The sequence below is a fragment of the Chamaesiphon sp. VAR_48_metabat_403 genome (assembly GCF_031422475.1).
GTDB lineage: Bacteria > Cyanobacteriota > Cyanobacteriia > Cyanobacteriales > Chamaesiphonaceae > Chamaesiphon.
Genome location: NZ_JANPLS010000051.1, coordinates 1 through 21,820, shown reverse-complemented (window position 1 = coordinate 21,820; position 21,820 = coordinate 1). Strand labels below are relative to the sequence as shown.

Here is a 21,820-nt window from a genome sequence, read left to right as displayed (position 1 = left end):
CTTCGCGGCGCGGCGGATTATACGAACCATGAATGCGGCGGATGCCGTGTAAAAAAAGCAACAAACGGCTGCAGCCTGCAACCCCGGGTCGTATTGAATATGTGACCACGGTGCATTTCAGCGGCCGTTTCTTGCCTATTCCCGTTCTGCCGCAATTCTGCAATGAACCCATGATTACGAGTGGCCCGCGAGTTGCTGTTTGCCTGCGAAACACGATGTTCCGGGCTTAAATGGAACAAATTGGAATAGAGGCGTTTTGTTCTGGGATAAAGGCGGCTGATGGTGATCGAAAGAATGTCCCAACGTCAGGTACGCGAGCGCAGGAGTTATGCGTTCGTAACCAAGCTCATCCCCGGTCTTCAGGCCTTAACCGATAGCGCTGCCCTCCTTGGCGCGGGTTATGTCTCCCTGTATTTTCTCGTGACCTATTCCTACAAGACGATCGACTTTTATCATTTCGCCGTTATTTTCAATTGGCTGGCAACCATGATGGTGGCTCATTTCGCCGGTTTGTATCAGTTTGACGCAATCCTCAAGCCGCGAAACATTCAAGATCGGGTGATCATCGCCATCATCACCGCCTTCCTGCTCATGTTCGCCGCGGCGTTCACGCTCAATATCTCGGAAATCTATTCCCGTGTATGAAAAGAAGTTTACAGTTGAAAATATGCAGCATGCAGACGCAGCTTTCTTTTGTGGCACGGCCGCCGAAATAATTGGCTGGCAATCGTTTGAGTTTGCACCTCAATATTCAGATCGCTAATCGGTTCGGAACTGGAACGAGCGGGATTGACGATCGTCATATTGTTGCTATGTGGGGAATGGGGTTGCCGTGAGTCGAAACCTTATTTTGTCACTTTAGCAAAGGTTGGATTCCAGAAAAAGTAAGATCCACGACACAACTAGCGATGGATGTGGGGAGTGTGGGGAGACTGGGGGACTGGGAGACTGGGGGACGGGGGGAGTAATTGGTATTCCCTATTCCCTATTCCCTAAAGCCTAGATCAATACATTTCATATTTCATCAATTGACAAGCGAGAGTGCCATTATAGACAGTCGTGCGTTGAGCCGATCGCAACCCGATCGATTTTGCTAACTCTTTATTCCCACTAAGTACGAACGCCGTCCAACCTTTAAAGCGATTTTTGAGCACGTCGCCTAAGAGCTTATAAAAAGCCCCCAAATTTTCATCGCGTCCCAAACGTTCGCCGTAAGGTGGATTGCACAGTAAAATGCCCGTATCGGCGGGAGCTTCCACATCGGCTAATTCTTTCTGTGCGAACTGAATATAACGTTCTACCCCAGAACTGCGGGCATTAGATCTCGCCTGTTCGATAATGTCAAAATTGCGATCGCTCCCCATAATCGTCGCCTGTAAATCTTGTTTTTCGCCAGCTTCGGCCGACTTAATCAATCGATCGAATAAGTCCGGATCGAAGTCTAGCCAGCTCTCGAAGCCAAACCGATCGCGAAAAATACCTGGGGCGATATTGAGTGCTTGCATCGCGGCTTCTAGGGGCAATGTTCCCGATCCGCACAGCGGATCGATAAAGGCTAAATCTGGTGTCCAGCCAGACATTTTCATGAGTGCGGCGGCGAGAGATTCTTTCAGCGGTGCATCGCCGACGGCAAATTTATAGCCGCGTCTGTGGAGGCTGCTACCGGAGCTATCCAAATTGACAACACAAATATCTTTATCGATATGCACGTTAATCCGGACGTGGGGATCGTTAATATCGACATTCGATCGTTCGCCAAATTTTTCAGTTTGTTGTTTGGTAATGGCTCTTTTAACTTGAATCGCGGTAAAATGACTATGGTTGAGCTGTTCGTTTTTGCCTGTCACAGTCACTGCCATCGTCAAATCTGGAGTCAAATATTCTCCCCACTCAATTTGCTGGATGCCCTCATACAATTCGGCATCGTCAGCACTAGGAAACTCGCCGAGTTTGACTAACACTCGAAATGGCAACCGCGCCCACAAATTGACGCGATAAAGCAATTCACGATCGCCCTGAAAAGATACACCACAAAAGCCCTGCGCCACATTTTGCGCCCCTAATTCTGTTAGTTCCCGCGCGGCTAACTCTTCTAAACCTCTGGCGACGGTAGCAAAGTATTCACTCAAAATAATTCCTCAGTTCGGATGCAGCTTGTCACCAAGCCATCTCCTATTATTCCGCATATCTCGACACGTCGCGCCTTGTCGATCGGCAAATTTCGGGAATCACCATTATTACAATGGTAGCTAGTTAATAGGCTTTAGGTTTTAGGTTTTAGGCTTTGGAACGTTCCGCTCATCCCACACTTCCCACACTCCCCGCTCCCATCTCCCATCTCCCACCTGAATCCTACAATGAACAAACATCAACCGATGATGCGCTGGCGAAGATTCGCGCTCGGTGCAATTAAATTTATCCTGATTGCGATCGCGCTGTTATTTACCACTAGCGTTTACGCCCAAGGCGTTGAGCCGCGCTGGTTTACGATTAAAACGATCGATGTTAAAATGGCGGGGCTAGATCCGATCTTTGATGGATATAAAATAGTTCAACTGACAGATATTCACGCTCGATCGGCAATGATGGATCGTGCACAATTGGAAAAAGTAGCCAGACTTGCCAATCAACAAAATCCAGATCTGATTGCCTTAACTGGCGATTATATTACCAAAGGTGCGAGTAAATCTGAAGAGATGCTCGGTAATGCGTTTAGTCAGATGAAAGCCAAGGATGGTATCGTGGCAATAATGGGCAATCACGATCGCGGCGAAGATAGCACGCCGCTCGAACGAGCATTTGCCAAGGGTAAGATTAAACTGTTAAATAACGATGTCTATTCGATCGATCGTCAGGGCAAGCTATTAAATATTGCAGGTGTCGATGATGTCTGGATGAAGCGGGTAGATCTGCCGAAAACGATCGCCCGATTGCCCGATACTGGAGCTAATGTTTTACTAGCTCACGAACCAGACTTCGGCGATTTTGCGGCTAATACTTTTCGGTTTGAACTCCAATTATCTGGGCATTCTCACGGCGGACAAATCGCCATCCCATTCGCGCCCAGAGTCACGCCGCCGTGGGGCAAAAAGTATATCAATGGACTCTATCAGATTGGCGTGATGCAATTATATGTCAGCCCTGGTGTCGGTACTACAGGGCCGCCAAAAGCGCGTTTTAATTGCCGCCCCGAAATATCTGTTATTGTCTTACATCCAGCTTGAGATCTAGTTAGAGGCGAAATTGGTGGGAATCCCCCTGTCTTCTAAGCGGCGATATCGGTAGCTGAGGGCACATTGTCATTCAGACGCTGCCTGCCGCGTTGAATGGCTTGTAAGATGTCACTGAGCTGATATTCCATATTGTGTAAAACTCGATCGGCATATTCATCAGCACCATCTTGGATCTGCTGACACTCGATCTGAACTTGCTCGCGCATTCTCTCGATATCTTGAAAGTTCCGCTCGCTCACCCGTTGGACTTCGATCGCGGTTTGCTGTCTGAGCTGTTCGCATTCGGAGAGGGTTTCCTGCCGAATTTGGGTGGCTTCGCGCTCGGCTCGATCGATAATTCCTAATTCATTTGCAACTTGATAAGCTCGTTGATTCGCCTCGGCGAGAATTTGTTGAACTTGTTGCTGTGCTTCTTTAATTAGTCGCTCTTTGTGGCGAACTATTTCTTGTGCAGCAGCAATTACTTCCGGTAAATGCATCCGGATCGTATCGACTTGCTCTAACAATTCCTCTTCTACCACAACCGTTTTTCCCGTCAATGGTACGCGCGGACTGTTTAAAATCCGCTCTTCCAATCGATCGAGTGCTGCAAAAACAGCAGAAGATTCCAGGTTTTTCGGTCTAATTTCGGTGTCGATCGGATGATAATCGACACTTTTACGTGGGATATCTTGTGCTATCGATCGGTAGTGTGTTTGTTGTAACATTGGTAGATTTCCGAGGCAACATGAGGTGAAACAAGGTGATCGATCGAACCGTTAAATCTAGCGATTTCTTTGACAATGCTACTGCTCAAGAAACCATGCTCTGTGGAAGTTGCTAGAAATACTGTCTCAATTTCTGTAGATAAAGTCTTATTCGTGTGAGCCATTTGCAGTTCTTTCTCAAAGTCAGACATGACTCTCAGTCCTCGGAGCAATACTTTTGCGCCGATCGTCTTTGCATAAGTCACGGTCAATCCATCGAAACTATCGACTGCTACTTGAGGTAGGTGTTTAGTTGCAGTTCTAATCTGGCACAGCCGTTCTTCAACCGTAAACAGTGGCGTTTTACCAGGGTTTTGCAGTACTGCTACTACTACCCGATCGAATAACTTACTCCCACGCTCGATAATATCTAGATGACCTAGCGTAATCGGGTCGAAACTACCGGGGTAAATGGCTATCACCAATCTCTATTTACTTTATATTTATTATTTTTTACATGCTGACGATAATAATCTACGATCGTCCTCTCATTAAACCATGTATTCTTCACAATTTCTTAATTATTTAAATTTGCTAGTTATAAGCTTCAAGAAACTTAATGGACTAGTCAAACATAGCTCAATTTACTACGTAAGTTAAGCAATTTAAGTATAAATTAATCTTCTAGCAGGCTCGGCATCTGACGGCGATCCTGAGGGATGAATGCGCGATCTTTTGGTAACATTGCCACCGCTTCAGTTAATAAAAATTCACCGCGATCGATTGCCGCTTTTAACTCGATCGAAACTTGACGCGATCGATAAATACTCGCTAGTGGAGCTACTCTGACAGTTTTCCCTTCAATTTTAATTTTGCCAGATTTAAGTTGTTCGTAACTCACCAAACCAAACGTCGGACGCACCCGACGCGGAATTGAAAAATCGACAATCGGTGCGACAATCTGCCGATCTTGGACTCCGCACTTAGCCACAATTTCTGCATTTAATACCGGAATCGGTACGCCCACGCCTAGCATCAATGAAGGGCCATAATTTTTGAAATAACACCCCCGCACCCATTTAGAATCCATCTGTTTGGCATCGCCAATTAGTGCTAAAGTCGCCCCAGGGCCGATGGGAGTGCGGTTTTCGGCACGTTTCTGGAGCGGAAAATGTTGGGTACCTTCCCACGCCACGTAGCCGATGCCACCACCCAACCAGATCCGGGTACCGATGCCGATCGCATCTAAATCGGGATCGTTAAGTAGGGGCGAAATCGCGCCAGTATTGGAGTAAACCGCATTGCCCAATCGGGGCTGTAAGGGGCCTAGATAAGTGTACAACGGGCGATCGCCACCATTGACACCCACAATAAAGTTTTGATATAAATTGCGAGGGTTATAAAGGTAAAATTGATTGATCGTATCTTTGGTAATAGTCGTATCGAAACTAGCACGAGGATAACAATCGGTAGCTTGTCCGATCGCTCGCAGGTTGACACTTTTTCCGGCAATTAAATCGGCAATGACATGCGCCCCGCCGCGCTCTTTACGATCTTCATCGCCAATTTCGCCAGCATAATCGACTAATTGAGTCGCGCCTAAATATAAATCTACCGCGCCAAAGCCAGCATAAGCCGGAACTCCATCTAAGGTACACGAGCGAATCTTAATCGGCGGATCTGTATGTCCTAAATTAAGAATTGCCCCGGATGATTCCATCGGTTCAAAACTACCAGTGGTAATTACATCTACCAGCTCGGCAATTTTATCGCACCCTAGTTCGTCAATTTTGGTTTTTACTTCATCGATCGTCCATACTACTGCTTGGCGGCGACTAATTTTGTCGTTGATTTCGGCGATTGTTTTCATGGGAGGGGGGAGCGGGGAGATGGGAGATGGGAGATGGGAGATGGGAGTAGATTTTATAAGGTACCGGAATCTAGTTGTTCTAGGTAGATAAAGTCGGGAGATTTTACACCAGCTTCGGCTCTAATTTGAACGAGTTGGGGAGATTCAAAAAATGTTTTGGCAGCTTCGATCGATGTCCAGGCGGAAAAATGTACGATCTTGTTGGGATTATGCTCGTACTTTAAGACTTGATAGCTTCGCTCTCCAGCTTGCTTACGAATTGTCGCAGCCTTATCAAATACCTGCTTCCAGGCATGATAATCTTCGACCTCATGAATGATTAATACGTATTGCATAATTTAGTGGTTATTTACTATCGATCGAATTACTAATTTCTCACCCACAAAGCCATCCCACCACTTCTGCCGCGTGCGGCAATTTCATTAGCACCAGTCCAGAAAAATGCAAAGAATGGTAATTTAGCGATCGAGATCGTTTCGAGATTTGGTTCGCCGTTTTTACCGCTCCGAATTTTACCTTGATATACGATTTTGCCAAAGATTTCGATCTGAAGTTCGGTAAAATCAAACACTAATAAATTTTTCTTGCCGGGATAGCGACACGGCCCGGTAAATTGGATGCGGACACTACCGATCGAGAGTTTATTAGTAGCGGTGCCGAGGTTTGAGGATGATGGATATTTGGTAAAAGTAATCGATGCTGCGATAAATTTTGGTAGATAATAGCCGCGCCCGATTTTTACACCTTTACTTTTATCTTTACTCGCTCCTGTGGCAAAGCACAGCCGCCATTCACCGAGCAAAGCATCGAAGGGAATTGCTAATTTCTCTTTTCTGGCAGTTACTTCTGCCGCTTGTAATGCCATCTTTAAATCGGCAATTGAGGGACGATTTGTAGGTTGCGTCGCCCGATTTAAAATAGCTGCAAGATCGGAACTAATCATATTTACAATGCGCCGATAATAAGTTAATATCGACTATAGCATTCAATTTTTGATGTTGCCGCGTTCGATCGACAAACTTATTTTTCTGATTTAACTGCGATGTTTAGCTGGAAAAATAATTCGCCAGCGGACTAATTGCCGATCGATTTGTTGTAATAACTGAAGATCGGATTTTGGTAGAGCTGAATCGGGCGCATCGAGGAAGGCAAAAGCCGCTCGAAAATCGTCTGGTGTCGCCATTATTGGTGCGTCGAAGTGACAGGGAATAATTCGCTCGAAATCCCATTGTGCCACGCGATCGACCCAGGCGATCGTCTCTGTGGGCGCGCGATTGAGAATTAACGTTCGCAAAATGGGGGCGACTAACAATTTACCGCCAGCGTGCAAGTCTTTAAATCCTTGTTGCCATGTCGATTGCCACTCAAAGGGGTATAATCCAAAATAGTTTTGGCGCGATCGATCTGGTGCAGTTAATGATTCGAGCCAAGTATTGCCCCACTGGCGAATTTCTAAGCTAGTCGGCTGGAAATACATGGCAAATAAGCAGATTCGCTGCCATCCTTGCAGCCGATGTGCGGGAGTATCGGAGATGATGTCGCTCGCTCGATCCCTAGCGTGAAATAATAAGGCTTGAGGGTCGAGTTGAACGATCGGCGGTGGGGCGATGGGAATCGAAATAATCGAGTCTGTGACTAATAGCGTCCGCGATGGACGGTGCAAAAAGGCAACTTCGGCAAATTGTCCGGGGCCGAGGTCGATCGAGGGTAGAATAGCATAATCGAACTCATTGCCAAATGGCGTGCGATCGGCATCAGTCGGTAAAATATGGGTGCGCCCGATCGGTAAACCCAGCCAACTTAATGGTAAATTAACCGGGAAGCTCCACTGATCTGGCGTTACCCACACCTGTGATTGGGGAAACGCACGCGCGAAAGGGCCGACAAATACCTTGTGTTCTAGCCCCGAAATTGTCGGTAAAATAATATATTTAACATCGCCGTGAATTGCGACTAATTCATTAACTAATTGCAAGCATTCGCCTGTCGGTGCGACGGGTGCATAGACGAGCAAACCCCCACCCGCTAATTTAACTACCGTCATCCGAATCGGTATGACGACATAAAAAATGCCCTGCAATTGCTCGAATGTCCAAATCGTATCGGGTACTATTTCAGTACGGAGCGTGCGCCGTTGACTGTAAGGATAAATTGGCAATGTCAACCAAAATCGCCACAATCTATCCGCATCACTCACTGCGGTTAAGGTTTTCACTCGTTCGTCCAGCGTCACCGTACCATCCCCAAACAATAGCTATATATTTCTGGCATATCGCCGCGATCGCTCTATCATACTAGAAGATCGTGCCCGTTCGACGATCTATTCTGCGATCGTCATGTACACGATATTAAGCCTGAATTTTGGCTGAAAAAGCTTGGCGCAGAGCTGTAAAGATTTTCCCATTCATTACCGTCGGTAGACAATAGTTATCGATCGAGCGGACTGGTAATAGTTCGGCAATACTGCCAGTCGTAAAAGCTTCAGTCGCTTGAGTCAGATCTTCAGGAAACAGATCGCGTTCGATCGTTTTAATGCCGAGTTGCGCCGCTAATTCTAGAATAACCTGACGGGTGATGCCCAGCAACATGCCGCGCTCTGGCGTAATTAAAATATCGTCGATAACACAGAAAAAATTGCTCCGCGTGGCTTCGGTAATATAACCATCGCGATTTGTGAACAGAATATCATCATAATCTGCGCCTGCCACTTGACGCGCAGCATAAAAACCAGTTAGATAATTAGTACTCTTAATTGCTGGCATGTCTCGATCGTAAGGCACGACCTTCAAGCGTTGACCCGATCGATACAGATCGAGTCCATAAGGGGCTTCAGGATGCTTGAGAAGTACTTCGTCCTCAAAAACCATCAAATGCGGCGTAAACTCTTGACAGGCGTTGTAATTGGTGCCACTAGGCTTCAGGCATTCACCCGCCGTCAGATAAAATTTAATCGCGCTGTGGGGATAGGCATTCCGAGCGATAACCTGACTGGCAATATCGGCTAATTCGGTTAAATCTGTCGGTAATGGAATACCTAACATTGCGGCTCCGCGCTCTAAGCGGTGCAGATGAGCCAGCAGATAAAATGGTTTGCCACCGTAAACCCGCGCTAGCTCGAACAACGTCACGCCGCGCGCAAACCCGAAATCGGTAGGAGATATCCGAATCGTGTCGCGTTCTACATATCGACCGTCATAATAAGCGATGGGCATCACAATCCAATCCTTCAACGCACTGTCTGAGTGTCTCGAATTATAGCCGCTTTTTCGATCGCACCGCTTTGGATTTTGGATTTTGGATTGGGAATTTTGCGGCTCCCCGTCTCCTTTGTCCCCCCGTCCCCCAGTCCCCACTAGCGTGCGATACTTGCTACTTTACCCCCAATCGTCGGCGATGCGATCGCATCTTGAGGATTAGGTAAAAACGAGCGAGCGTATAAGCTCAGATCTTGACGCTCGGCAATTGCCGCAGGTAAAGCTTCCCGTAAATGAGCTGCTACTGCGACTGTAGTGCGATCGTAGGTTTGAGTTGCCAGCTTGGGATATAAACCAATCCCAATAATCGGGATGAGGAACGAGAAGGCAATCGCTAGTTCGCGGGGTTTTGCATCCCAACAAACTTCGCTATCGGCTTCGCGTTTGCCAAAAAATACGCGGCGCAACATCGATAGTAAATAAATAGGCGTAATGAGTAAACCTACCGCCGATAAAAAGACCACGAGTGTCTTAAATCCATTACTATAAACATCGCTAGTTGTCAACCCCAAGAAAATTGTTAATTCGCTAGCAAAACCACTCATCCCTGGTAACGCCAAAGAAGCCATCGAAGCGAATGTAAATAACGCAAAAGTTGAAGGCATCGATTTAGCAATTCCACCCATCTTATCCATCGATAGAGTGTGAGTGCGATCGTAAATTACCCCAGCCAAGAAGAATAGTACTGCGGCAATGCCCCCGTGGGAAATCATTTGCAGCATCGCCCCATTAATACCCAACGACGTAAACGAAGAAATGCCAATCAGCACGAATCCCATGTGCGAAATTGAAGAATAAGCCAGTCGTCGCTTGAGATTGTCTTGAGAGAAGGCTGCTAAGGCACCATAAATAATGTTTACTACGCCCAATATCGCTAATACTGGCGCAAAATAAACATGGGCGTGAGGCAGCATTTCGGCATTCAACCGAATTAGCGCGTAACCGCCCATCTTGAGCAACACCCCAGCCAAAATCATCGAACCGGGCGCAGGAGCTTCACCGTGGGCATCTGGCAACCAAGTATGAAACGGAAAAATCGGTAATTTGACACCAAAAGCAATTAGCAACCCTGCATATGCTAATAATTCTAACCCGATCGGGTATTCTTTGATCCCCAGAGCGGTCATGTCAAAAGTAACTGTATCGCCATAAAAAGCTAACGCCAGCGCAGCAATCAGAATAAAGATCGATGCTAAAGCTGTATATAAAATAAATTTCGTAGCAGCATAAAATCGTTGCGCGCCGCCCCAAATCGAAATAATTAGATAAACCGGAACTAGCTCTAATTCCCACAGCATGAAGAACATCAATAAATCTTGAGCTAGAAATACCGCAATCTGGGCACTATACATTACCAGCATCAAACTGTAAAACAAGCGCGGCTTAATCGAAATATTCCAAGCCGCAAAAGTAGCCAATGTCGTCACAAAGCCCGTTAACACAACTAAGGGCATAGATAATCCATCTACGCCCAGCGACCAATTTAAGCCTAATTGGGGAATCCAGCTATAGCGTTCGACTAACTGTAAGCTGGGGTTATTAATATCGTATTGTGTAGTAAAAGTATAAATAATTAAGCATAATTCTAAAATTCCGGCACCCAGTGTATAGAGCCGTACTGTTTTACCATTAGCATCGGGTAATACAGGTATAGCTAGGGCAGCTATGAGCGGAAAGGCAATAATCGCAGTCAGCCAAGGAAATTCAGACATCATAGATAGACGATGAGGATCGAAGGGGATACTACATTGCTAAACAACGAACGTACCCAGTGGAATAGGTATAAATACTCATAATGTTAATCATATACCTTGTTAATGGCGATCGCAACTCGTAAATAAAATTTACAACTTGTAAAATACCGTTACTTATAGAGTACCCTCTTTCGATCGGAAATAGAGCAAGGAGATGGGAGCGGGGGGACGGGGAGTAAGGAGTAAAACTTATAAAATAAGTGGCGATCGGTGCCCGATCGCGATCATAGTGGAGAAGATCGGCGTAGAATTGGAAGTGGCTGATTAGATTGACACCCACATCATGTTTCAAATTACCTTAGCTCGCATCATTAAATCTCCGTTTTGGCAATCTCCGACGGTGAGATTGGTGGGAATTTATGGTAGCTTGAGTGCGATCGCAAGTGTAATGTTATTTCCCTTGCTGTGGTTATTGAGTACGGCACTCAAATCGGCAGATGAAAACATTTTTCAGTCGCCACCCCAACTATTACCGAGCCATCCGACGCTAGAGCATATTATTACCGTCTGGCAGAGTAACGATTTCGGTCGCTATTTATTCAATAGCAGTATCGTGGCGATTATGAGTGTCGCCATCAATTTAATTTTTTGCGCGTTGGCGGCTTACCCGTTAGCCAGACTAGAATTTAAGGGTAAAGAAACGATTTTTACGATCGTAGTTTCAACGATTATGATTCCATTTCAGATCGTGATGATTCCGCTCTATATCATCGCCGTGCAATTGGGTTTAGTTAATACTTATTTAGGTGTAATTCTGCCCAATCTGGCTTCAGCTTTTGGCATCTTTTTACTCCGTCAAGCCTTTCAATCGGTACCGAAAGAACTCGAAGAAGCCGCGCGGATGGATGGATGTTGGGAAATTGGGATTTGGTGGAGTGTCATGTTGCCAGCAATTCGTCCTTCATTAGTTACCCTGGCAATTTTTGTATTTATCGGTGCGTGGAGTGATTTTTTATGGCCGTTAATCGTCTTGCAAGACGATACTTATTACACGCTACCTTTAGGGGTAGCAAAATTAGCTGAAGGTGCATTTGGATTGAATTGGCGATTAGTAGCGGCGGGTTCGGTAATTTCGATCGCACCAGTATTAATTTTGTTTATGTTCGTGCAACGTTATATCGTGCCGACTGCGGCTGGTAGTGGCGTTAAGGGATAGTAAATGGGGACTGTATCCAAAAATCCATCCATCTGATACCGATCGATAGATTCAGCCCAATCTGGAGGCGTAACAAAAATCGGTGCGGCAGGAACATCATCATCTAAATCATCTGGCTCACCACCACCGATAATATTCCCGATGCTCTCCCCCAGAGCGAGAGAACTTAGTAGCGGTGATTCGGATCGAGGGGGTTAAATTAATTGCCCCGATTGCTGTTGAGAAATCGGGGTGATGAAGAAGATTTTAGCCTTGATACGGACGATCGATCCGATCGAGCGATACATTAAATTCAAACGGCATCCGACCGGGATTTTTGCGCGGTTCGGCAGCATAACCAATGGGTAATACTAGCGCAATGGCGAGATCTGGATCGTTTTCGGCACCGATAACAGCTTTAACTTTCGCTTCGCTCCAACCGTTCATCATACAAGTAGATAAACCCAAACTTTCAGCCGCGAGAACTGCATGGGTAGCTGCGATCGTGGCATCTTTAATTGCATACTCCCTCGCTTTATCGCCAATGGCTGCTGCAAAGTCAGGAACTGCCTTCTTGAAATAAGCAGCGGTACCTTCACTCCAAGCACCAGTCTGAATGCCTTGTTCGATAATCGGCGAAATATCTCGCTCTCCTGCCTTAATATCGGCTGCAAACACAAAGTTGACAGGTGCTTGAGCGATTTGGGGTTGATTGAAGCAAGCTACGCCTAGAGCCGCTTTTTGGTCGGGATCGGCGACGATAATAATCCGCCAATCCTGGATGTTATAACTACTAGGTGCCGCTACTGTGAGTTCGACAAGTTGACGGAGGAGTTCGGGCGCGATCGGATCTGGTTTGAAATTTTTGATCGATCGGCGTTGTAAAATCGCGGTTGGTACGTCTAATGGCATCATTTAGGCTTTAGGTTTTGGGTATTAGGCTGTAAGTTTATTTTAGTGGGTTGGGTCGATCGGCGCGAAATTTAACACCACTCAATATCAATCTGCTCGGATCTTGCACTAGAGTATGGGTACTAATTTTTTTAGCGGAACTAACTCGAAGCCAGCCGCTGTGAGAGCAGAAATTCTCGCTGACGATCGATTTCCACCGCTCCCCTCGATCCACATTCAGATACGATCGTTCCTTAGACACTACCAAAAAAGCGATCGATCCTAATTAGGATCGATCGCTTTATCGATCGACTCGAACCATAAAATCCCAAATACAACGATCGAGACTCCGCCTGGACAGCAAAAAGTCTCGATTGTTAGCTAATTAACCACTAAGTTAAATTAACCCCGAAATCATACCATGTTGCTACTCCAAAATATCGATCGATGTTTCAGTCCCGCAGGCGGGATTTAGCTTCGAGCGATTAAAAGATAAAGATACCAAACAAAGCACAAGGTTATGACCAGCAAAATACCATGACTTGTTTATAATTAACAGTATTTTATCACATTGTAGCAACTTAATTCGACCGTTTACCAGCAGCACCTTAGGCTTAAACCTCGTCTCCCCATCTCAAGAAACCTTCACCGTCTTCGGCGACTTCTGCCTAGTCATCGACCTCAAATTCACCAGTTCCAGAGTCGATCGACTGCATTACACCATCTCTTATGTTTTAAAACAAAAAATAACGCTGCGCCATTGGTAAAACAGTCGCAGGTTCGCAGGTAAGTAACTCCCCATCGGCTCTGACTTCATAAGTTTCTGGGTTGACTTCAATCTGCGGTAGCGCATCATTTAACTTCAGATCGCGCTTGCTAATTTGACGAGTTCCCGATACTGCTAACACTTGTTTTTGGAGCTGCAATCGATCGGGTAAAAATTGCTCGACAGCTACTTGAGACATAAACGTAAATGCAGTATTAGTCCTCGCCCCACCATAACTACCAAACATCGGGCGCATGTGGACGGGTTGAGGTGTGGGAATACTCGCATTAGCATCGCCCATTTGCGCCCAGGCAATCAGTCCGCCCTTAATTACCGTCTCTGGCTTGACTCCAAAAAAGGCAGGTTTCCACAAGCATAAATCGGCAATTTTACCAGTCTCGATCGAACCCACATAATTCGAGATCCCGTGGGTAATTGCCGGGTTAATTGTATACTTAGCAATATAGCGTTTCGCCCGTAAATTATCGGCAGGTTGACGATCGTTTGGCAAACCGCCCCGTTGCACCTTCATTTTGTGAGCGGTTTGCCAAGTCCGAATAATTGTCTCGCCAATTCTGCCCATTGCTTGAGAGTCAGAAGAAATCATGCTAAATGCGCCCAAATCGTGGAGAATATCTTCAGCGGCGATCGTTTCTCGACGAATTCTCGACTCAGCAAAAGCCACATCTTCAGGAATACTCGGACTCAAATGGTGACACACCATCAACATATCCAAATGTTCGTCCAAAGTATTTAAAGTATACGGGCGAGTCGGATTGGTAGAAGAAGGCAAAACATTCGCCTCACCACAAACTTTAATAATATCGGGAGCGTGTCCGCCGCCTGCGCCCTCGGTATGATAAGTGTGAATCGTCCGCCCCTTAAACGCTCCAATTGTCGCCTCCACAAACCCCGCCTCATTGAGCGTATCCGTATGAATCGCCACCTGCACGTCATACTCATCCGCTACATTCAAACAATTATCGATCGTCGCAGGCGTAGTTCCCCAATCTTCATGCAATTTTAACCCGATTGCCCCCGCTGCCACCTGCTCGACCAAACCCTGCGGCTGAGAACTATTCCCCTTCCCCAATAAGCCAATATTCATCGGAAAAGCATCCATCGCCTGTAACATCCGGTGCATATTCCACACACCCGGCGTACAGGTAGTCGCACTCGTCCCCGCTGCTGGCCCCGTTCCGCCCCCAATCATCGTCGTAATTCCCGCTGCGATCGCGACTTCTATCTGTTGAGGGCAGATAAAATGAATGTGAGTATCGATGCCCCCCGCAGTCAAAATCGACCCCTCCCCGGCGATAATTTCGGTACCTGGGCCGATAATAATATCGACATTATCCTGAATATAAGGATTCCCCGCCTTCCCAATTTGATAAATCTTGCCATCCTTAATCCCGACATCGGCTTTGACGATGCCCCACCAATCGAGAATCACCGCATTGGTAATGACTAAATCCACCGCACCATCGGCATTAGAGATCGGCGACTGTCCCATGCCATCCCGAATTACCTTCCCACCCCCAAACTTCACCTCATCCCCATAAGTCGTAAAATCGCGCTCGATTTCAATGAATAATTCGGTATCCGCAAGCCGGACGCGATCGCCTGTAGTGGGGCCATAAGTCTGAGCGTAAGCGCGGCGATCCATTCTATAACTCATAGTCAGTCTGGGGATGAAGTGAAGTGATTATCTGGATTTTACTCGAATGCTGTACTGAGGGATCGATCTGATATTTTTTGACTTACAAGGATAATGTAGCTTATATTCCGTGGACTGGTGATCGCGCTCGGATCAAAATATCGCTATGAACGATAGCGAACATCAAATTATTCTCGATCTCCTTGCCCTTAATGTCAGAGATCTCCGCTCCAATCTAGGCATCTCGCAAGAAGAACTAGCATTTAGAGCTGGTATCGATCGGACATTTGTATCTAAAATCGAGAGATCTCAAGCAAACCCATCTCTAAAAATACTGGTACAAATTTCTAAAGAGTTAGGTGTTCCTCTTGTTCAGCTATTTTTGAAAAGAGCAGAAAAGAATGCTGAATGACTTTAACGATCTAATTAAAGTAGCAAGTAGTAAAAAGCTTTGTGAAAGTGATTATTTGGCTTTAATTCCATACATAGCTAATAAAGAAATGGAAGTTAATGACAATGATGTAAGAGCATTAATTAGGCTAATTTCAAATCTTTTCAAACAAGTTGCTTTAGATGCAAAATTTGACGAGAAAAAGATCCGGGCGATAATGACAAAATTTCGAGATGCTGGTCGTAGATCGGCTCCTTGGAGACCAACAAGCTCTAAAGTTCCGGGACGACCTCAAGATGGAGAAGATGGGAATAGAACTGCACGATGGCTACTTGACGTAAAGCATAAGTTTTATGCAACAGAAGTTTTAGCTACTTTAGTAGAAGTAAAATATTATTTACAGACACTTTCTATGGAAGGTGCCCCAGATACAAGTAAATATGGTCTTAGTACATTGTTTACCCCGTGGCTATTAGAACATAAAGTAGATCCAGGAAAATATTCCGATCCAATTCAATTAGATCCAATAAATTTTAATGATTTCATTGAATCTCCACGCAGCATCCAATCTGGACATATATTCCCACTCGATCGAGGAGGTGTTCATCATCCAAGCAACACATTTCTAATGTTATTTAGAAGTAATCAAATCCAAGGAAACATGACAGTTGATGAATTATTGAAATTCATGAGAAGAACTATCTCAAGACATGATACAGCATTGCAAAATAATAGTATACTTGAGGAAAAAATACGTGAATTAACAGTTTAACTCAATTGTTAAATCGCCGATTGCCTCATAGAAACATGAAAAATATTTCGAGCGTGCCTTCTCGGCTTCTGAAATCCGCATTGCTATAGATTTATAAAGTTTTTTATCTTTTGGTAGCGGAACCAGAATATTTTCGATAGTTTCAGGTGTAATTTCATCAATTACCGATCCAAAAACACCTTGTGCTAGCACCGCCTGACATTGAGGTGTTTTTAGAAACGCAAGTAAATAATAAGGGTCGATTTTTTCATTTGGAATGATTCTAATAACATGATCTGAGACTGCAAAACCATCCCAGTGAGCTGGAACAGATGATACGACCCCGGTTGTCCCACTCCTAGTGATCAGAATCCAGCCTTCTTTGACAGCTAGTTGTTTTAACTTTGGATCGTCATGTCTTAACCACTTGTCTGTACAATCTATCATTTGAGTAATATTTGTGCCGCCCAGAAATGGTATAGCTTGTTCGTATCTTTCAACATAGCTCCGCTTGAATCTTCCTGGGAAAAAGACACGCTCGACTAATGAAGATAGCGGAACCATTTCAAATTTTTCCTGATTAATTTTATCGATTTTTTTTGAATGTTCGGGACTATGAAATGCTGCATTCAGCCTTAATAAATCATCATCTAAAATAGTTTTAGAAGTAGTTACATAGCCATGCTCGTAATTATCTGGATATATACCTTTTTCTTTATATTCTTGGAATGCTGCTGTAACTTCAGGGAAGTCTGTTAGTATTTCATTAGTCTCTTTCCCATCAACTCCTTTTTTAAAAACAGGATTTCCTCTTCTGTCATGACCGATCCATTTTGGACATGCCATAAATATATTGTAAGCACAAACATCTTTGATTGTTGCTAAAGGTTTTGCAAGCTTCTTAACTATCAAAAGGCATGTTTTTGTACCTGTATGTGGTTGAAATGTTTGTGAAGGTAGATCTATTACCGCAATTATTTGAGTATTTTTTAAGATCCAATTTCTGACAAAATAGGTTTGAGGGCCAGAAAGTATTTGGTAGGGCAAAACAATTGCGAGAAATCCATCATCTTTTAAAATATCAATGTTTCTTTCAACAAACAGAATATCGGGTGCTCGCTTAAAGAGTTTTGTCGATTGAGTTTGAAGATTATTGCAGTTTGAGTTAGAAAGTCTAGCCAGTTGATATTGAGATAAAATTTTGTCATCTTGGATAGAAATTTTCGCCCCAAACGGAGGGTTAGTAGCAGCTTTTGAGTACTTTCGATCGACAGCTTTTTTATCTAAAGAATTTGCTTGCCATATAAATATATCATCTGAGGATCCCGTACGACTTGAGAGAGTTGCATTACCCAAGCTGACAACACTCTCATCTATTTCATATCCATGTAGGGTTCTCTTGGCATAATTTGTAATATACTTTTCATCTCTTCCTTGCTGATTAGCTATATTTTTAATTTTATTTAAACCTGCAAGAAGAAATCCACCAGTACCAGAGCAAAGATCTATTAATTCATCCCCATTTTCTGGGTTAAAATCAATCATTGAGATAGCAAGAGATGTAACTCTTTGATGCGTAAAAAACTGTCCTCCTTCTTGCTTCGCCCACTGAGAACGAAATAACTCCAAGGAATCTCCAAAAACATCCTTGCTAGGATCGGATATGTATATGTTATTAAGTTTGCCTACTATGTAGCTTATATTAATATCGGTAAAAATAATTTCATTGTCATAAAGAGTCCATCGATCATTCATTTTCCTGTAAGTGTTTTTAACAGATGCAGCAACTTTTATGGAAAATTCTGTTTCTTTTCCCTGAAAAAGTTGTTTTAACTCTTTATCACTGTAAGAAAAGCCGGGTATTTGCCCTAAATGCTCTTCAAGAAACATACCAGTATGCAGGATCTTTCCGACCTCTTTACATGTTATGGCTGGAATACGAATTGACGAGTTGGTGTAAGCATAGTCAAAAATATCAAGAATGGTTTTTTGAATGTCGGATGTGTACATAATCTCTGAAATCGATTAACAGGCATATCATGCATGATTGCATAATATGCTTGTTAATCGCAATAGTAGTCAGGATCGAAACCAAATACGGGTTTGAAATGAGAAATTGACGTTCTTAGAGCTAGTGCTACAATCGATAGATGGCGATCGGCACTTAATATCAGGCAAAGCCAAGATTTTATGACTAATGCTCTTTCCAGTTCCGAAGATCTATCTATTCAAGAAAATCTGCTGCAACTTGCGACTCAGTTGGGACATCCTTTAGATCGGGCCTCGATCGATCGATTGTACCAAGATGCGCGGGATCTTCTCAGCCATGTTTCCCCTGCGCCCATGACGCTGGCTCGTGTGGCTGGGACGCTGTTGGTGTACCACATCCAAGATCCAGCATCCGAAGAGTTGCAGTGGTTTAAAGCGCAGATCGAGCAATGTGTAGATGAAGAGGAGGTTGAGGAGTCGATCGAATCGCTACATCGGGTTGATGGATTGTGATGGGAGTTGAATCTAGTTTCGGTAGATTAATTCGATCGATCTAAGTAATATTGGAGAGATTTTTGTCGATCGCGAATTTCGCCAGGATATTTACCGATAATGAGCCAGAATAGCATTTTTCCCAAACAGAAAGACGCGCGCCAGGAGAATAGAGCATCTTGTCGATCGATATGGCTACGCTCGAAGAGCCAATGTCCTAATAAACCGATGAGTTGAGTCAAAGGTAGTCCCCATAGCAGCCATAAATTTTGGGTGTGCCAGGTGGCAATTAATAAGCCATAAAAGAATCCAATTCCCAGCACATGCAGGGCGATATTTATGGGGTGCTGATGTTTGAGGACGAAAATATCCCAGTAGTCGGTAAATGGATGGTTGGGAATGCGATCGCTAATCGGTGGTGGCGATTTGAAATTCTGCGGGGATAATACCGTCCCCAAGCGTTCTGTGCCCAAGCGATCGCTAATTTGTCCGCGATCGATTACTTTGATACCTTTAATATAAACGGCGGCGACAATTGCTTCAGATCCGCGCTTAACCATGCGCGGAGTGCCATCTAATAGCGGATCGGCAATCTCGATTTGGGGGCTGATGGGCTGGTGTAAAGCGGTAGGATCTAATAGCACTAGGTCGGCTTTTGCCCCAATCTGGAGGACTCCGGTATCGAGCCGAAACCAGCGGGCGGGTTCGCCTGTGACGCGGGAAATTGCCGCCTGGGGGGTGAGAGAGCCGTGGGTAATGGTTTGCTTGAGTAGAGAGAGCGCGCCATCGTAATAGCCCAAATTGCGGACGTGGGCACCTGCATCGGTGAAGCCGGGGAAAATGTGGGGGTGTTGTAATAGTGCCAATCGGGGTTCGAGTCGATCGTTGGCTCCGGTGGCTACCCAGCGAATATCGGTATCGTATTTTTGTAATGCGTCGATAAAACAGTCGATCGGTTCTTGGCTGGTAAGTTTGGCAACTGCGGTGAAACTCAAGCCTTCCCAGCTAGTTTCGGGACACCGGACGATCGCGATCAGATCGAGCTGGCGATGAAAAGATCTGCGCCAACCGCCGAGCCATTCTTGCCGAAATCGATCGCGAAATCCGGGCGATTGCCATAATAAATCGCGTTCTAATCGTGAATCGCAGCTATTGAGCTGTACGCCGCTGGCGATCTCTTCAAATAAGGGCGTGAGGGCACCATCGCCATAAATTGTAAAGGGTTCGGCGATCGTCTGAAACCGGACGTTACCGCTAAAAATCCGATTGAGTAGGTATAAAATCGGCGAGAAAATTCGCCACAGTTTGCGATCGTGGACGGCATCGAGCGCGGATAATACTGTCATGCGTAACGGTCGTCGCCAGATGCCCAAACTCAAGCGAAATAGGTCGATAAATGACGATAAGCGTTGAATGTTGGGCGTGACTTGAAACACCACATCTCGATCGCGACATAAAGCGGCGAGCATGGCGTATTCTGGTAATTTGGCGTGTTGAGATGGAATTGTCTTTCCCCGCCACTTCCCGCTCATCAGATGCCACGGAAACATGTCGATCGAGATGCCGATAAAGCCAGTATCTAACGCAGATTGGGCGAGTGCTTGCATCGCGGCTGAGTCGGCGGGGGTGGGGTCGTCGGTAATACTGCGATCGAGTCCCATTACATGGGCGCGCAGGGCACTGTGACCCAATAAGGGCGCAATATTGGGGCCGAGGGGCAAGTCGTGGAGATGTTGCCAATATTCAGCGGGTGTTTGCCAAGATTGCGATTTGTGGAGCCATTTAGCAATTAATTCTGGCGCGAGGGTTTCGACGCGCTGAAAAATATCGGCTAGCACCTGGGGAGAACCCACCGTTGCGGACAGGCTACAATTGCCGATAACAACGCTCGTCACGCCATGACGAACCGATTCACTCAATCCCGGCGCGATTTCGAGTTCTAGATCGTAATGAGTATGAATATCGATAAATCCCGGCGCGATCCATAATCCCGTCGCATCGACAATTTCATGAGCATCGAGATCGAGCAGGGGTGCGATTGCTTCAATTTTGCCAGCCTGAATGCCAATATCTGCCTGAATTGGCGGCGATCCTAAACCATCAAAAATCAGACCATTACGAATTAGTAAATCTAGCATATTAGGTTTTAGGATTTATAAATCTAAAATTTACAGATTGAGGCTGGTTGTACCGGACAGACTTTAATACCGATTGCATTATTTTTAAGCCAAAGAACATCTAAATTACTCAATTTAGCTAGCGGCTTAATATCGCTAATTCGATTGCTTTCGAGCGAAAGCCCCACCAATTTACTCAACCCAGCCAGCGGCTCGATCTTGCTAATTTGATTGCTTTCGAGGTGGAGATAAATTAAATTACTCAAGTTAGCCAATGACTTAACATTGCTAATCCGATTATTTCCAAGTGTTAGATCTTTTAAATTATTTAATTCGGCCAGTGGAGTTAGATCGCTAATTCGATTACGTTCGAGATCGAGAGTAGTTATTTTACTCAATCTAGCCAGTGGCTGGAGATCGTTAATTTGATTGTTGCCAAGGTAGAGAGTAGTCATTTTACTCAATCTGGTTAGTGGCTGGAGATCGTTAATTTGATTGCGACTGAGCCAGAGATAAATTAAATTATTCAATCCAGCAATCGGTTTAATATCCTTGATTTGATTACTTTCGAGCGAGAGATTCGTTAAATTAACTAATCCAGCCAGCGGTTTAATATCGGTGACTCGATTCTTTTTGAGTGAGAGACTAAGTAAATCTAATTTAGCAAGAGGCTTCAGATCGCTAATTTGATTCTCTTCAATCGATAGATAAATTAAATTATTCAACCCAGCTATTGGTTTTAAATCGCTGATTCGATTGCGATCGATCTGAAGTCTAATCAAATTATTCAATCCAGCAATTGGATTGAGATCGCTAATTCGACTATCGTTGAGA

General features: G+C 44.9%; 21 protein-coding genes. 7 read left to right on the top strand and 14 right to left on the bottom strand.

Going from position 1 to position 21,820, the window contains the following annotated elements; all coding sequences use genetic code 11:
• The first annotated feature begins 294 nt into the window (after positions 1-294).
• Complete coding sequence (locus RMO79_RS02575; RefSeq protein WP_310481491.1) at positions 295-645, top strand: hypothetical protein; 351 nt, start codon at positions 295-297, stop codon at positions 643-645.
• Positions 646-1,004: 359 nt separating this feature from the next.
• On the opposite strand, the gene RMO79_RS02570 is transcribed toward RMO79_RS02575, so the two are convergent.
• The gene (locus RMO79_RS02570; protein WP_310481490.1) at positions 1,005-2,129 is read right to left on the bottom strand and encodes a THUMP domain-containing protein; all 1,125 of its coding nucleotides are present in this window, start codon (positions 2,127-2,129) and stop codon (positions 1,005-1,007) included.
• 228 nt (positions 2,130-2,357) lie between these two features.
• Between RMO79_RS02570 and RMO79_RS02565 the strand changes: the two genes are divergently transcribed.
• Entirely contained in the window at positions 2,358-3,224 is an 867-nt protein-coding gene (locus RMO79_RS02565; protein WP_310481489.1) for a metallophosphoesterase, read from the top strand.
• 41 nt (positions 3,225-3,265) lie between these two features.
• Here the strand turns inward: RMO79_RS02565 and RMO79_RS02560 are convergent, their stop codons facing one another.
• The 8 genes from RMO79_RS02560 to RMO79_RS02525 all read right to left on the bottom strand — a co-directional run bounded on the left by RMO79_RS02560 (position 3,266) and on the right by RMO79_RS02525 (position 10,758).
• Entirely contained in the window at positions 3,266-3,940 is a 675-nt protein-coding gene (locus RMO79_RS02560; RefSeq protein WP_310481488.1) for a hypothetical protein, read from the bottom strand.
• On the bottom strand, positions 3,910-4,401 hold the full coding sequence (coaD, locus tag RMO79_RS02555; RefSeq protein ID WP_310481487.1) for a pantetheine-phosphate adenylyltransferase: 492 nt from the start codon (positions 4,399-4,401) through the stop codon (positions 3,910-3,912). The genes RMO79_RS02560 and coaD overlap by 31 nt, the downstream gene beginning before the upstream one ends.
• A 194-nt stretch (positions 4,402-4,595) precedes the next feature.
• Entirely contained in the window at positions 4,596-5,789 is a 1,194-nt protein-coding gene (locus tag RMO79_RS02550; protein WP_310481486.1) for a homocysteine biosynthesis protein, read from the bottom strand.
• A 53-nt stretch (positions 5,790-5,842) separates the two neighbouring features.
• Positions 5,843-6,124 carry an antibiotic biosynthesis monooxygenase gene (locus RMO79_RS02545; protein WP_310481485.1) on the bottom strand — a complete coding sequence of 94 codons (282 nt, stop codon included), beginning with the start codon at positions 6,122-6,124 and terminating at the stop codon, positions 5,843-5,845.
• A gap of 32 nt (positions 6,125-6,156) precedes the next feature.
• Positions 6,157-6,732: a hypothetical protein gene (locus tag RMO79_RS02540; protein ID WP_310481484.1), complete on the bottom strand. Its 576-nt coding sequence runs from the start codon at positions 6,730-6,732 to the stop codon at positions 6,157-6,159.
• A 90-nt stretch (positions 6,733-6,822) separates the two neighbouring features.
• Positions 6,823-8,022: a DUF4336 domain-containing protein gene (locus tag RMO79_RS02535; protein ID WP_396136504.1), complete on the bottom strand. Its 1,200-nt coding sequence runs from the start codon at positions 8,020-8,022 to the stop codon at positions 6,823-6,825.
• A 115-nt stretch (positions 8,023-8,137) separates the two neighbouring features.
• Positions 8,138-9,001, bottom strand: a complete 864-nt coding sequence (locus RMO79_RS02530; protein WP_310481482.1) for an aminotransferase class IV — start codon at positions 8,999-9,001, stop codon at positions 8,138-8,140.
• 140 nt (positions 9,002-9,141) lie between these two features.
• Complete coding sequence (locus RMO79_RS02525; RefSeq protein ID WP_310481481.1) at positions 9,142-10,758, bottom strand: NAD(P)H-quinone oxidoreductase subunit 4; 1,617 nt, start codon at positions 10,756-10,758, stop codon at positions 9,142-9,144.
• A 427-nt stretch (positions 10,759-11,185) separates the two neighbouring features.
• On the opposite strand from RMO79_RS02525, the gene RMO79_RS02520 reads away from it, so the two are divergent.
• A complete protein-coding gene (locus RMO79_RS02520; RefSeq protein ID WP_310481493.1) occupies positions 11,186-11,953 on the top strand; it encodes a carbohydrate ABC transporter permease in 768 nt (255 codons plus the stop codon).
• A 246-nt stretch (positions 11,954-12,199) separates the two neighbouring features.
• On the opposite strand, the gene RMO79_RS02515 is transcribed toward RMO79_RS02520, so the two are convergent.
• The gene (locus tag RMO79_RS02515) at positions 12,200-12,844 is read right to left on the bottom strand and encodes a nitroreductase family protein (RefSeq protein ID WP_396136503.1); all 645 of its coding nucleotides are present in this window, start codon (positions 12,842-12,844) and stop codon (positions 12,200-12,202) included.
• A gap of 521 nt (positions 12,845-13,365) precedes the next feature.
• Here RMO79_RS02515 and RMO79_RS02510 point away from each other — a divergent pair.
• Positions 13,366-13,590 (top strand): hypothetical protein, encoded by a 225-nt coding sequence (locus RMO79_RS02510; RefSeq protein ID WP_310481479.1) that lies wholly within the window; start codon positions 13,366-13,368, stop codon positions 13,588-13,590.
• Here RMO79_RS02510 and ureC read toward each other — a convergent pair.
• Positions 13,558-15,267 carry an urease subunit alpha gene (gene ureC, locus RMO79_RS02505; protein WP_310481478.1) on the bottom strand — a complete coding sequence of 570 codons (1,710 nt, stop codon included), beginning with the start codon at positions 15,265-15,267 and terminating at the stop codon, positions 13,558-13,560. The genes RMO79_RS02510 and ureC overlap by 33 nt on opposite strands.
• A 145-nt stretch (positions 15,268-15,412) precedes the next feature.
• On the opposite strand from ureC, the gene RMO79_RS02500 reads away from it, so the two are divergent.
• Together RMO79_RS02500 and RMO79_RS02495 are read left to right on the top strand one after the other, a co-directional pair.
• The gene (locus RMO79_RS02500) at positions 15,413-15,658 is read left to right on the top strand and encodes a helix-turn-helix transcriptional regulator (protein ID WP_310481477.1); all 246 of its coding nucleotides are present in this window, start codon (positions 15,413-15,415) and stop codon (positions 15,656-15,658) included.
• Positions 15,648-16,409 carry a hypothetical protein gene (locus RMO79_RS02495; RefSeq protein ID WP_310481476.1) on the top strand — a complete coding sequence of 254 codons (762 nt, stop codon included), beginning with the start codon at positions 15,648-15,650 and terminating at the stop codon, positions 16,407-16,409. Before RMO79_RS02500 ends, RMO79_RS02495 begins: the two co-directional genes overlap by 11 nt.
• On the opposite strand, the gene RMO79_RS02490 is transcribed toward RMO79_RS02495, so the two are convergent.
• On the bottom strand, positions 16,398-18,398 hold the full coding sequence (locus RMO79_RS02490; RefSeq protein WP_310481475.1) for an N-6 DNA methylase: 2,001 nt from the start codon (positions 18,396-18,398) through the stop codon (positions 16,398-16,400). The two genes, RMO79_RS02495 and RMO79_RS02490, sit on opposite strands and share 12 nt — an antisense overlap.
• A 180-nt stretch (positions 18,399-18,578) precedes the next feature.
• Here RMO79_RS02490 and RMO79_RS02485 point away from each other — a divergent pair, with 180 nt between their 5' ends.
• Entirely contained in the window at positions 18,579-18,890 is a 312-nt protein-coding gene (locus RMO79_RS02485; RefSeq protein WP_310481474.1) for a hypothetical protein, read from the top strand.
• Between the two features lie 26 nt (positions 18,891-18,916).
• Here RMO79_RS02485 and RMO79_RS02480 read toward each other — a convergent pair whose 3' ends face one another.
• Together RMO79_RS02480 and RMO79_RS02475 are read right to left on the bottom strand one after the other, a co-directional pair.
• On the bottom strand, positions 18,917-21,007 hold the full coding sequence (locus RMO79_RS02480; protein ID WP_310481473.1) for an amidohydrolase family protein: 2,091 nt from the start codon (positions 21,005-21,007) through the stop codon (positions 18,917-18,919).
• Positions 21,008-21,030: 23 nt separating this feature from the next.
• On the bottom strand, positions 21,031-21,820 hold a 790-nt coding region (locus RMO79_RS02475; RefSeq protein ID WP_310481472.1), incomplete at its 5' end, for a leucine-rich repeat domain-containing protein.